The organism is Caballeronia sp. SL2Y3 (genome assembly GCF_022879575.1).
In the GTDB taxonomy this organism is placed as follows: Bacteria; Pseudomonadota; Gammaproteobacteria; order Burkholderiales; family Burkholderiaceae; genus Caballeronia.
This window is the reverse complement of record NZ_CP084260.1, coordinates 1-11,822: the sequence shown is the minus strand read 5'-3', so window position 1 is coordinate 11,822 and position 11,822 is coordinate 1. Positions and strand designations below refer to the sequence as shown.

10 protein-coding genes and 1 tRNA gene are annotated in these 11,822 nt (G+C 64.0%); 2 read left to right on the top strand and 9 right to left on the bottom strand.

Annotated features, from left to right (window positions below):
• Positions 1-19: 19 nt before the first annotated feature.
• Entirely contained in the window at positions 20-889 is an 870-nt protein-coding gene (locus LDZ26_RS00055) for a patatin-like phospholipase family protein (protein ID WP_244847624.1), read from the bottom strand.
• Positions 890-892: 3 nt separating this feature from the next.
• The gene (locus LDZ26_RS00050; protein ID WP_244847623.1) at positions 893-1,306 is read right to left on the bottom strand and encodes a PaaI family thioesterase; all 414 of its coding nucleotides are present in this window, start codon (positions 1,304-1,306) and stop codon (positions 893-895) included.
• Between the two features lie 169 nt (positions 1,307-1,475).
• Here LDZ26_RS00050 and LDZ26_RS00045 point away from each other — a divergent pair.
• A tRNA-Lys gene (locus LDZ26_RS00045) sits at positions 1,476-1,551 on the top strand.
• Positions 1,552-1,602: 51 nt separating this feature from the next.
• Here LDZ26_RS00045 and LDZ26_RS00040 read toward each other — a convergent pair.
• Positions 1,603-1,989: a DUF488 domain-containing protein gene (locus tag LDZ26_RS00040; protein WP_244847622.1), complete on the bottom strand. Its 387-nt coding sequence runs from the start codon at positions 1,987-1,989 to the stop codon at positions 1,603-1,605.
• A 167-nt stretch (positions 1,990-2,156) separates the two neighbouring features.
• Here LDZ26_RS00040 and LDZ26_RS00035 point away from each other — a divergent pair, with 167 nt between their 5' ends.
• Positions 2,157-3,518, top strand: coding sequence for an MFS transporter (locus LDZ26_RS00035; protein ID WP_244847621.1), 1,362 nt, complete (start codon positions 2,157-2,159; stop codon positions 3,516-3,518).
• 126 nt (positions 3,519-3,644) lie between these two features.
• On the opposite strand, the gene dbpA is transcribed toward LDZ26_RS00035, so the two are convergent.
• The 6 genes from dbpA to dnaA form a co-directional block, all read right to left on the bottom strand.
• Entirely contained in the window at positions 3,645-5,027 is a 1,383-nt protein-coding gene (gene dbpA / locus LDZ26_RS00030; RefSeq protein WP_244847620.1) for an ATP-dependent RNA helicase DbpA, read from the bottom strand.
• Between the two features lie 4 nt (positions 5,028-5,031).
• Positions 5,032-5,226 carry a hypothetical protein gene (locus LDZ26_RS00025; protein ID WP_244847619.1) on the bottom strand — a complete coding sequence of 65 codons (195 nt, stop codon included), beginning with the start codon at positions 5,224-5,226 and terminating at the stop codon, positions 5,032-5,034.
• Positions 5,227-5,327: 101 nt separating this feature from the next.
• On the bottom strand, positions 5,328-6,224 hold the full coding sequence (locus LDZ26_RS00020) for a phosphorothioated DNA-binding restriction endonuclease (RefSeq protein WP_244847618.1): 897 nt from the start codon (positions 6,222-6,224) through the stop codon (positions 5,328-5,330).
• A 44-nt stretch (positions 6,225-6,268) separates the two neighbouring features.
• Positions 6,269-8,740 carry a DNA topoisomerase (ATP-hydrolyzing) subunit B gene (gyrB, locus tag LDZ26_RS00015; protein WP_244847617.1) on the bottom strand — a complete coding sequence of 824 codons (2,472 nt, stop codon included), beginning with the start codon at positions 8,738-8,740 and terminating at the stop codon, positions 6,269-6,271.
• A 134-nt stretch (positions 8,741-8,874) separates the two neighbouring features.
• Positions 8,875-9,978 (bottom strand): DNA polymerase III subunit beta, encoded by a 1,104-nt coding sequence (gene dnaN / locus LDZ26_RS00010; RefSeq protein ID WP_244847616.1) that lies wholly within the window; start codon positions 9,976-9,978, stop codon positions 8,875-8,877.
• A gap of 275 nt (positions 9,979-10,253) precedes the next feature.
• Positions 10,254-11,822 (bottom strand): chromosomal replication initiator protein DnaA, encoded by a 1,569-nt coding sequence (gene dnaA, locus LDZ26_RS00005; protein ID WP_244847615.1) that lies wholly within the window; start codon positions 11,820-11,822, stop codon positions 10,254-10,256.

Below are 11,822 nucleotides of genomic sequence, written 5' to 3'. Positions count from 1 at the left end.
GGCATGCCTCCAAAGAGACTCAGGCGAGATGCGACGCGGTTTCCAGAAGACGCGGCAGGCGTTCGAGGAAGTCTTCGCCGTCCGCGCGGCCCAGGTCGTAAGCATGCTCCATCTGCGACGGGCTCGTATAGTCCCAGCTCGAAATCGGCACCTTGCGCGACGGCTGCACGTAAAGACGCCGCTGCTCGCCGTACGGCACGACGAACATGCGCTCGCGCGGATACAGCCGCGTGACCATCACGAGCACCATGCCCGGCGACGCGTCGAGCGCGGAAACAGGCACGTTGTCGACCATGCCGCCGTCGAGCACCGGACGCCCGTTGCGTCGCAAAATCGGCGTGAAAGGCGGCGTGCTCGACGATTGCAGAATGAGGTCGGCCAGGTCTTCGATCGTCGCGCATTCCTGCGCCGTCACGAACTCGGGATGGAAGCCGAGCGCCTGACCGAGCGTCGGATGCAGCGTCTTGCGCACGTATTTTTCGATGTTATAGGCGATCAGGCCCGCCGCCACGGCGCTGCGCGCGCCGAGCCAGCGCGGCAGATGCGACACGCCGATGCGAATCTCTGGCGCCGATGCCAGTTCGTCGAAACGATCTGCGAAGATATCGAGCAGCGCCTGGCGGTAGATGCGGTAGTGCGGAAACACGGACTGGCCGCGCAGCAGATTGCCCCAGTAGGCGTTTCGCGTGTTGTCGCGCAAAACGTCCGCGTAATAGTGCATGACCCAGCGCGCATCGTTGGTGTAGAGCATGCAGGCGGTGGCCGCGCCCGCCGAAATGCCCGCGATGATCCGCGGCCGCAGGTCCAGCTCCGGCTGCACGACGTTCCAGAACCCGGCTTGCCACCAGCAGCGGTTGCCCCCGCCGGCGAATACGACTTGATCGAACATTGCTTACTGGTCTTTGTTGATGAGCGCGTAGGTGGTTGTGGCGTGGGCGGCGAGTTCGCCTTTGTCGTCGTGCATGTCGATTTCGCCGAAGACGAGATTGCGTCCACGCCGCATCACGCGGGCCGTGACAAGCACGTCGCCAGACTTCACCGGTCGCATGAACGTGGTGTTGAGCGAGACGGTGGTCATCGGCGAGAAAGCGCCCATGACGTGCGATATGGCGACGACCATCGCGGTATCCGCGGCGGCCATGAACACCTGACCGCAGATGACGCCGCCCGCGTGACGCAGATGATCGGAGTACGGCAGACGCAGCGTGACGGAGTCGGTCCCGATGGCTTCGGGCGCGAGCGACAGTTCGCGGACCCACGGCGCGAGGATGCTGTCCAGCAACGCGCGGATGGCGGCTTCGTCCATGTCTTCCTGTTCCGTGATGAGTTGACGAATCGAACGATGGTTCGGCGATGCAGCATGATAACGGCTGTTGGGTCGCGCGCTGTTCGGCGCGTGGGCCGTTGCGGCGTCGGATTTTCGCGCAGAGGGCTTGCGCTTTTCGAAATATTGCCGCTATAATTTCGCTTCTGTTGGGGCGTTAGCTCAGTTGGTAGAGCAGCGGACTCTTAATCCGTAGGTCGAGTGTTCGAGTCACTCACGCCCCACCAAGGAATTCCGAGGCCCGGTCAGCGAAAGCTGACCGGGCTTTTTGCTTCGTATCAGACCACCTCCGCGCCCCGCTTCACCAAAAGCTCCCGCAGCACCGACCGGTGACACCGCGCCTCATCCTCGCAGTAGCACCCGACCGACAAATTCGTCGTATGCGACAGCGCCGCGAGCAGATCGAGCGACCTGCTCGCCTCCGGCGTCGCCATCTCCGCTTTGTATTTCCGCACGAAGGCGCTCCACTCCTTCTCCGTCTGCGCGCTCAGCGCCTCAGCCACCCGTTCCGCCGATGGCGCCAGATTCGGGTACCACACATCATAGAAATTGCGGCTCGCGAACTCGGCCTTCGGCACGCCGCGCGGCGGCCGGCGAACGGTGCCGATGCGCAAGCCCTCGTTGTCGGCGCGCGGTGAGCCGAGCCGCACGATTCGAATCGCCATACTCCGTCTCCTTGTTGTGGTCGTCACAGCATAATCGCCGCCGACGCGTTCGAGCGCGATCCGCCGCGTTCCCGTATCGTTTCGGATTATTCTTCGTCCGCTTACTTCCGGAACACGACGTGCCCGCCGATCCCGCCCAATCCGCACCCCGCGACCCCGATGCACCGATGACTCCTCGCGAGCGACGCGGCATGGCCGCCATTCTGCTCGCCGTCGCGCTGGCGACACTCGATACCGCCATCGCGAATACCGCGCTGCCCGCGATCGCCGCCGACCTCGGCTCGACGCCCGCGGCCTCCGTGTGGATCATCAACGCGTACCAGCTCGCGATGGTCGCCACGCTGCTGCCGTTCGCGGCGCTTGGGGGCATCGTCGGGCATCGGCGCGTTTATCTGGGCGGCCTCGTCGTGTTCACGATTGCATCCGCGATATGCGCGTTCTCGTGGTCGCTGCCGACGCTCGTCGCCGCGCGCCTGCTGCAAGGGCTCGGCGCGAGCGCCATCATGAGCGTCAATACGGCGCTCATCAGCGCGCTGTTTCCGCTGCACCGGCTCGGGCGCGGCGTCGGACTGAACGCGCTGATCGTCGGCATGTCGTTCGCCATCGGGCCGACAGTCGCGTCCATCGTGCTGTCGCTCGGAACGTGGCCGTGGCTCTTCGCGGTGAATCTGCCGGTCGGCGTGCTCGCGCTTCTCATCGCGTGGCCCGCGCTGCCGCAGACGAAGCGCAGCGCGCACGGCTTCGATCGCGTGGCGGCGGCGCTCAACGTCGTCACGTTCGCGTCGCTCATCTTCGCGCTCGGCGAAGCGGCGCAGCGCGCGCCGTCGCGCACGGTGCTCGCGGCGCTGGCCGTTGCGCTCGTCGCGGGCGCGCTGATGCTTCGGCGTGAGCACGGACATCCCGCGCCGATGCTGCCCGTCGATCTCTTCCGACGCCCGATGTTCGCGCTTTCGACGATGACCGCCGTCTGCTCGTTCGCCGCGCAAGGACTCGCGTTCGTGTCGCTGCCGTTTTACTTCGAGACGGTGCTCGGCCGCACGCAGGTGGAAACCGGCTTTCTGATGACGCCGTGGTCGGTGCTCGTCGCGTTGATGGCGCCCATCGCGGGGCGTTTGTCCGACCGCTATCCGCCGGGTCTGCTCGGCGGCATCGGGCTCGCCATTCTGTGCGCGGGCATGGTGTCGCTCGCAGCGCTGCCCGCCAATCCGCATGCGCTGGATATTTGCATCCGCATGTCGATTTGCGGTGCGGGCTTCGGCTTCTTTCAGTCGCCGAATCTGAAGGCGTTCATGGCCAGCGCGCCGCGCGAGCGAAGCGGCGGCGCGAGCGGCGTCGTGGCAACGGCGCGGCTCGTCGGGCAGGCGACGGGCGCGGCGCTCGTGGCACTGTGCTTCGGCATTGCGGGAAAGCACGGTCCGGCGCTCGCGCTTTCGCTGGGCGCGGGGTTTGCAGGGGCGGCGAGCGTCGCGAGTGGGTTAAGGCTGGTGACGCGTGATGCCGGCTCGGCGGCGGGGATGGCGCGGGAGTGATTCGAAGGCGCTTCGCGACGGGCCATGGCGCGAAAATGAATCGACGACGCTCGCATTCGCCCCTCGCGACGCACAACACCGGGGCGCGAGTCGGCGGGCAGACAGCAGTGAGTCAAACCTCGACGCTCAAATCCGCCGCACCTTCACCTTGCGCCCCTTCAGCTTCCCGGCGCCGAGCCTGCGGATGGCGTCATCGGCGATGCCGCGCTCCACCGCCACGTAAGTCACCATATCCATCACGTTGATCTTGCCGATCTGCGCGCCGTCGAACCCCGCTTCGCCGGTCAGCGCCCCGAGCACGTCGCCCGGGCGGATCTTGTCCTTGCGTCCGCCGAGAATTTGCAACGTGGCCATCGGCGGCTTCAGATGCCCCGGTTCCGCCGACGTCAGTTCCGACAGCGGATGCCACTCCACTTCCGCGCGCTGCGCTTCTTCGATTGCGCCCACGCGCCCCATTTCGTCCATGCTCGCGAGCGACAGCGCCCAGCCCTCCTCGCCCGCGCGCCCCGTGCGGCCGATGCGATGCACATGCACTTCCGGGTCCGGCGTCACGTCGACGTTGATGACCGCTTCCAGTTGTGCGATGTCGAGCCCGCGCGCCGCCACGTCGGTCGCGACGAGCACGGAGCAACTGCGATTGGCGAACTGCACGAGCACCTGATCGCGTTCGCGCTGTTCCAGCTCACCATGCAGCGTGAGCGCCTCGAAGCCTTGCGCGCGCAGCACGTCGAGCAAGTCGCGGCATTGCTGCTTGGTATTGCAGAACGCGAGCGTGCTCACCGGACGATAGTGATCCAGCAACAGCCCGACAGCGTGCAGCCGCTCGTGGTCTTCCACCTGATAGAACCGCTGCTTGATCTTGGCATTGCTGTGCTGCTCGGTGAGCTTGATTTCGCGCGGATTGCGCAGAAACTGCTGGCTCAGTTTTGCGATGCCTTCGGGATACGTCGCGGAAAAGAGCAGCGTCTGCCGGTCCTTCGGGCACTGCCGCGCGACGGACGCGATATCGTCGAAGAAGCCCATGTCGAGCATGCGATCGGCTTCATCGAGAACGAGCGTGTGGACCCCGGCGAGCGAAAGCGTTTCGCGCTGCAGATGATCCATGATGCGCCCCGGCGTTCCCACGACGATATGCGCGCCGTGCTCGAGACTCGCGATCTGCGGACGCATGGGCGTTCCGCCGCACAGCGTCAGCACCTTCACGTTTTCTTCCGCGCGCGCGAGGCGGCGGATTTCCTGCGTGACTTGATCGGCGAGCTCGCGCGTCGGACAGAGCACGAGCGCCTGCACGGCGAACTGCTTCGCGTCGAGCCGCGCGAGCAGCGGCAAAGTGAAGGCGGCGGTCTTGCCGCTGCCGGTTTTTGCCTGCGCGATGAGGTCGTGCCCGGCGAGCGCATGCGGCAGGCTGGCGGCCTGAATCGGCGTCATCGACGTGTAGCCGAGTTGTTGCAGGTTCGCCTGCATCGCCGGGGAAAGCGGCAGGTTGGCGAAGGAGGTGTCGGTAGTCATGGCGTTAATGCGAGCCTCGCGGCGGGATGTCGCTGACTTGTTCGTAGGAGACGGCGCCCTCGGGCGACTCGTGGCGCGTCACGTAGTTGCGCGCGCCGCACATCGGGCAGCGGAACAGCAGACCTTGGCCTTCGTTTTTGATGACGACGTCCGAGGGCTGCCATTCTGCTTGGCAGGACTGGTTTCGGCAGGTGAACATGGGGGAAGTTCTCTTGATTGCGATCCGCGCGGGGTGCGCCCGCGGAAGATGGATTGGCTCGAAGGCGAAGTGTACGCGGGTTGGGGCGGGGCCTTCGGGGATTAGAGGGGGCGCGGTTGTCCGCGGAAGACTTGGGTGCGATGCCAGGCGACGAACTGGCTCGACGGGTGATGTTCCGCTCTGACCGGCGCGTTCAGCCGACTGCCGTGATGCCGCAGCAGCGTGTGTTCGAACTGCTCGGTGCCGTGCGCTTCTTCGGAGACCAGCACGCGCCGTTCATCGCCGAGCGTGAAAGCGCCGATATCGAAGAGCTTGTGATGCAGGCAACACAGCGCGATACCGTTTTCGACCACATCTGGGCCTTCGAACTGAAACCATTTGATGTGCGCGGCTTCGAGGCCGATCGTGCGGTTGCTGATGCGCATGTCGAAGTTGCACAGCGCGCAGCGGTATTGATACGCCCTGAGCACGTCGTCGCGAAAGTCGGGACTGCGACGCGCTTTGGCTGTCAGCGGCGCGTGGAGCGTGAGGCCGACGGCGGCGAGAATGTCGTCGTGCATGCTGTCGGGGAAATGCGCGTCGAGCAATGCACGGGCGACGTCGCTGATTGCTTGCGGATCGCTGTCGAAGGCACGTTGAACGTCATCGGAGAAGCGGCCGGTCGCCTCGATGCTGCGCAGCTGCGTCTTTGTCAATACCGCGTTGGACGCAAGCGCACCCGCCGAGCCGTGCGCGGCGACCCGCCAGACGTCGTCGCTTTGTAGACGAAGAAACGGCATCTCCGGATACAGCGTGCGCCGCCAAGGGCCGAACTCGCGCAACAGTTCGTTCAGCTTGCTTTCGCACTGATTGAATGGCACCTCGCGGACTCCGCGGCTGTACAAGCCGAGCGCAAGCAATGCCAGTAATGGCTTGTGAGGCGCGCGCTCGTCACCGCGTTGCCAGACCTTCAACGCCTCGAAGCGTTGAAGGATGTCGGGCGGGTGACGGCGCTGCATGCTGCTTGATTCAGACGCGGGCGACGGGGCTGGCCCCGCCCCCCTCAAACATCAATATTCCCCGCCCGCAACGCATTGCTCTCGATAAACGCCCGACGCGGCTCCACATCATCGCCCATGAGCGTCGTAAAGATGCCATCCGCCGCGATCGCGTCTTCGATCTGCACGCGCAGCAGACGCCGCACGTTCGGATCCATCGTCGTTTCCCAAAGCTGCTCGGGATTCATCTCCCCGAGCCCCTTATAGCGCTGCTTCGACACGTTGCGCTCCGCGTCCGCGATCAGCCACTTCATCGCGCTCTTGAAGTCCGACACGGCCATCGACCGTTCGCCGCGCTTGATCAACGCGCCTTCGCCGATCAAGCCCTTGAACGTATCCGCCGTCGAAACCAGTTGCTTATAGTCAGCGGTCAATTGCAGGTCCTCGTCGAACACCGATACCTTCACGTTGCCGTGATGGCGCCGCTTGATGTGCAGCGAGCGCACTTCGCGCACCTGATCGTAGGCCGTCTCCACCGTCACTTCCGGCTTCAGCGGATCGGCACGCAGCCGCGCCTCAAGCGCCTTCGCCGATGCAGTCGCCGCTTCTTCCGTCGTCAGGTCGATCACGACACCATCCATCACGGCTTCGAGCGCGGCCGCGTCGTAGATGCGGCTGATGCGATCCACCACCGCCTGCGCCAGCAGATACGCACGCGCCAGTTCGCCGAGCGCATCGCCCGAAATCGGGTCCGCGCCTTCGCTCGGAATCAGTTCGGAACCCTGTAGCGCGAGCTTCAGCATGTGCTGGTTAAGCTCGTGCGCGTCCTTCATATACCGTTCGTCCTTGCCCGCCTTGATCTTGTAGAGCGGCGGCTGCGCGATGTAGATATACCCGCGCTCGACGATCTCCGGCATCTGCCGGTAGAAGAACGTCAGCAAGAGCGTGCGGATGTGCGCGCCGTCCACGTCCGCATCGGTCATGATGATGATGCGGTGATAGCGCAGCTTGTCGAGGTTGTAATCGTCCTTGCCGATGCCGCAGCCAAGCGCCGTCACGAGCGTCACGATCTGCTCCGACGAGATCAGCTTGTCGAAGCGCGCCTTCTCCACGTTCAGCACCTTGCCGCGCAGCGGAAGAATTGCCTGGAACTTGCGGTCGCGTCCCTGCTTGGCCGACCCGCCCGCCGAGTCGCCCTCGACGATATAGATCTCCGACTTCGACGGGTCCTTCTCCTGACAGTCTGCGAGCTTGCCCGGCAGGCCGATGCCATCGAGCACGCCCTTGCGCCGCGTCATCTCGCGCGCCTTGCGGGCCGCATCGCGCGCGCGCGCGGCATCGACGATCTTGCTCGTGATGATCTTCGCGTCGTTCGGCGTTTCCTGCAGATAATCTTCCAGCGCCTTCGCGACGATTTCCTCGACCGGCGCGCGCACTTCGGACGACACCAGCTTGTCCTTCGTCTGCGAACTGAACTTCGGCTCCGGCACTTTCACCGACAGCACGCACGACAAGCCTTCGCGCATGTCGTCGCCGGTGGTCTCCACCTTCGCCTTCTTCGCGATGTCGTTGTCCGTAATGTACTTGTTGATGACGCGCGTCATCGCGGCGCGCAGGCCGGTCAGGTGCGTGCCGCCGTCGCGCTGCGGAATGTTGTTCGTGAAGCAGAGCACGCTTTCGTTGAAGCTGTCGTTCCACTGCATGGCCACTTCGACGGTCACGTTCTCGCGCTCGCCGGTCGCGTGAAACACGGTCGGATGCAGCACCTGCTTCTGCTTGTTGATGTATTCGACGAAGCCCTTCACGCCGCCCGCGAACGCGAAGTCGTCTTCCTTGCCGGTGCGCAGGTCCGTCAGGCGGATGCGCACGCCGTTGTTCAGGAAGGACAGCTCGCGCATGCGCTTGGCGAGAATGTCGTAGTGGAATTCGACATTGCCGAAGATCGTCGCATCCGCAAGGAAGTGGACTTCCGTGCCGCGCTTTTCGGTGTCGCCGACCACAGGCATCGGCGAATACTGCACGCCGTCTTCCTCGACGATCTCGCGGTTCTGCACCACGCCGCGCGCGAATTCCATGAAGTGCTTCTTGCCGTCGCGGCGCACCGTGAGGCGCAGCCATTCCGACAGCGCGTTCACGCACGAGACGCCCACGCCGTGCAGGCCGCCCGACACCTTGTAGCTGTTCTGGTCGAACTTGCCGCCCGCGTGCAGTTCCGTCATCACGATCTCCGCGGCGCTGCGCTTCGGGTCGTGCTTGTCGTCGCGCTTCAGGCCCGTGGGCACGCCGCGGCCGTTGTCCGTCACGGAGATGGAGTTGTCCGCGTGAATCGTCACGTGGATGTCGTCGCAGTAGCCGGCCAGCGCCTCGTCGATGGAGTTGTCCAGCACTTCGAACACGAGGTGATGCAGACCGGTGCCATCCGACGTATCGCCGATATACATGCCCGGACGCTTGCGCACCGCCTCCAGCCCTTCGAGGATCTGAATGGAGGATGCGCCGTAGCTGTTGTCGGGTTGCGAATGTGTGTTTTCAGTCATGGATTTCTTCCGGTTCTGCGTCACTGCTTCGACACTACTTCGATAACTGCTCGTAAATGCTCGAACTTTTCAAAACACCTTAAAAACGCCAAAGGGGCGCGCCGCCCCTTGGAGTGTGATCGGTGTCGTACGCGTCAGATGCGCATCGGCATCACCACGTATTTGAATTCCTCGTTCTCCGGAATGGTGATCAGCGCGCTGGAATTCGCGTCGCCGAGCGCCACCTGGAGCGTATCGACCTTCAGATTCGCGAGCACGTCGAGCAGATACGTGACGTTGAATCCGATATCGACGGTATCGCCCTGATACGCGATTTCGAGTTCTTCCTGCGCTTCTTCCTGGTCCGCGTTCGTGGACATGATCTTGAGCTGGCCCGGTTCGACGAGGCAGCGCACGCCCTTGAATTTATCGGACGTGAGAATGGCCGCGCGCTGGAGGGACCGCTGCAATTCTTCGCGGCCGATCTCGAACGTGTTCTTGTGCGACTTCGGAATCACGCGCTGGAAGTCGGGGAACTTGCCTTCGACCAGCTTCGACACCAGTTCCACCTGACCGAACGTGAACTTCACCTGCGTCGCGGCGATGTCGATCTTCAGCGTGTCGTCGATGTCTTCCAGCAGGCGCTGCAATTCGAGAATGGTCTTGCGCGGAATGATGACTTCCTGACGCGGGAACGCGCCTTCGATCTTCATGGACGAGAACGCGAGGCGGTGGCCGTCAGTGGCGACTGCCATCAGCTGATCGCCGTCCACTACCAGCAGCATGCCGTTCAGGTAGTAGCGGATGTCCTGCTGGGCCATCGCGAAATACACCATGCCGAGCAGCTGGCGGAACGTCTTTTGGGGAACCGACAGGCTCGCGCCGAAGTCAGTAGCCTGGTTGACCGTGGGGAACTCGTCCGCGGCGAGCGTCTGCAAGTTGAAGCGGCTCTTGCCCGAGCGCACGGTGAGGCGCTTGTCGGAGAGGTCGAGCGCGACTTCGCCGGCGGGCATGGCGCGCAGGATGTCGAGCAGCTTGCGCGCGGCGACGGTGGTGGCGACCTGATCGCCGCCGACGCCGAAATCGGCGCGGGTGGTGATCTGGAGTTCGAGGTCCGTCGAAAGGAACGACACGTCCGCGCCGTTCTTGGTGATGAGCAGATTGGCGAGGATCGGCAACGTATGGCGGCGTTCTACGATACCGCTCACGGTTTGCAGCGGCCTTAGAAGATTATCTCGTTCGGTCTTGACCAGTTGCATAGAGTTCCTTCATTGATGTGACGGCCTGTCCGGGCGGTTCGCCACCGTAGCGCCACCGTTCGCCCGCCGGACAACCTCGTAACACGCGTTGCCGGCCCCCCGCCGGTCACTCGCGAAAGCTTGCGCTTCAGAACCGTCCAGGCCAGCGGACGGCAAACCTGTATTGTGCCTGAAAACAGCACGGCTCCCTAGAAATTGGGGGCGTTTTCGCCAATAAACAGGCCCGCACGCGCAACAATCGACGCCTGCCGCCGCGCGCCGCCCGGCGGCTCTCGTCAGCCCTTCAGCGTCTGTTCCAGCACGTGCAGTTCGTGGTTCAGCTGCGCGTCGTTGCCGCGCTCGGCGGCAATCTTGCGCACTGCGTGCAGCACGGTCGTGTGGTCGCGGCCGCCGAACAGTTCGCCGATTTCCGGCAGGCTTTTCTGCGTCAGTTCCTTCGCCAGATACATGGCGATCTGACGCGGGCGCGCGATATTGGCCGGCCGCTTTTTCGAATACATGTCGGCGACCTTGATGTTGTAGAAATCCGCGACCGTCTTCTGGATGTTCTCGACCGAGATTTGCCGGTTCTGCACCGTCAACAGGTCTTTGAGCGCCTCTTTGGTCAGCTCGATGGTGATGTCGCGGCCATGGAATTTCGAGTACGCCAGAATCTTGCGCAGCGCGCCTTCGAGTTCGCGCACGTTCGAGCGCAAATGCTTCGCGACGAAGAACGCCACGTCTTCCGACAGGCTCACGCCTTCGGAAATCGCCTTGCGCATCAGAATGGCGACGCGCATCTCCAGTTCCGGCGGCTCGATGGCGACCGTCAAACCGGAGTCGAAGCGCGAGATCAGGCGATCGTCGATGCCGGAGATTTCCTTCGGATACGTGTCGCTCGTGATGATGACCTGTGCCTTGTTGGCGACGAGCGCCTCGAACGCATAGAAGAATTCTTCCTGCGTGCGCGACTTGCCGGAGAAGAACTGAATATCGTCGATCAGCAGCAGGTCGAGCGAGTGGTAATAACGCTTGAAGTCGTCGAACGCCTTGCGCTGGTAGGCCTTCACCACGTCGGACACGTACTGTTCCGCATGAATGTAGCGGATGCGCGCGCCGGCCTTGTCCATCAGCAGTTGATTGCCGATGGCGTGAATCAGGTGCGTCTTGCCGAGGCCCACGCCGCCATACAGAAAGAGCGGGTTGTACGAGATGCCCGGATTGTCCGCGACCTGAATGGCCGCCGCGCGGGCAAGCTGATTCGCCTTACCGGTCACGAAGTTGTCGAACGTGAGCACCGGATTCAGCTTCGAACGTTCGTAGGCGGAATCGGTTTCACCGCCCGCCGAGGGCGGGCCGCCCGGCCGCCACGTGCGCCGCCCAGCGGCGGCTTCGTTGGCGTCGAGGCTCGGAAGGTCGAGGTCGACCTGTTCTTCCTGCGTGGCCTGCGCCTGCTGCGCGGCTTCGGCCGCGAGCGCGTTGACGTGCGCCGTCGCGTTCGCGTGCGCCACCACCGAAGGCGCGGCGGGCGCGGCGGCCGGCGCGGGCGGACGCGGCGGCGTCACGCTCACGCGCGGCGCGGCGTTCGGCGCGCCGCCGACAGCGCTGCGGGCGGTCGCTTTCGGATCGAGAACGAATTGCACGTCGATGGGCGCGCTGAAAAACTCGCGCGCCACGTCGGCGATGCGTCCGGAAAACTGGCTCTTCACCCAGTCGAGCTTGAAGCGGTTCGGCGCGGCGATGCGCAGCGTGCTCGCGTCGGCATCGAAGTCGACCGGGGTCAGCGGCTTGATCCACGTGACGTACTGCTGAGGCGTGAGCTCGCGCTCCAGCAGTGCGGAACAGTGTTCCCAGAAATCGTTCAT

Coding starts and splice junctions, on each gene's coding strand:
- dbpA (WP_244847620.1), bottom strand. CDS start 5,027: ATGACTACCGACACCTCCTTCGCCAACCTGCCGCTTTCCCCGGCGATG.
- LDZ26_RS00055 (WP_244847624.1), bottom strand. CDS start 889: ATGTTCGATCAAGTCGTATTCGCCGGCGGGGGCAACCGCTGCTGGTGG.
- LDZ26_RS00040 (WP_244847622.1), bottom strand. CDS start 1,989: ATGGCGATTCGAATCGTGCGGCTCGGCTCACCGCGCGCCGACAACGAG.
- LDZ26_RS00020 (WP_244847618.1), bottom strand. CDS start 6,224: ATGCAGCGCCGTCACCCGCCCGACATCCTTCAACGCTTCGAGGCGTTG.
- LDZ26_RS00050 (WP_244847623.1), bottom strand. CDS start 1,306: ATGGACGAAGCCGCCATCCGCGCGTTGCTGGACAGCATCCTCGCGCCG.
- gyrB (WP_244847617.1), bottom strand. CDS start 8,740: ATGACTGAAAACACACATTCGCAACCCGACAACAGCTACGGCGCATCC.
- LDZ26_RS00035 (WP_244847621.1), top strand. CDS start 2,157: ATGACTCCTCGCGAGCGACGCGGCATGGCCGCCATTCTGCTCGCCGTC.
- dnaN (WP_244847616.1), bottom strand. CDS start 9,978: ATGCAACTGGTCAAGACCGAACGAGATAATCTTCTAAGGCCGCTGCAA.
- LDZ26_RS00025 (WP_244847619.1), bottom strand. CDS start 5,226: ATGTTCACCTGCCGAAACCAGTCCTGCCAAGCAGAATGGCAGCCCTCG.
- dnaA (WP_244847615.1), bottom strand. CDS start 11,822: ATGAACGATTTCTGGGAACACTGTTCCGCACTGCTGGAGCGCGAGCTC.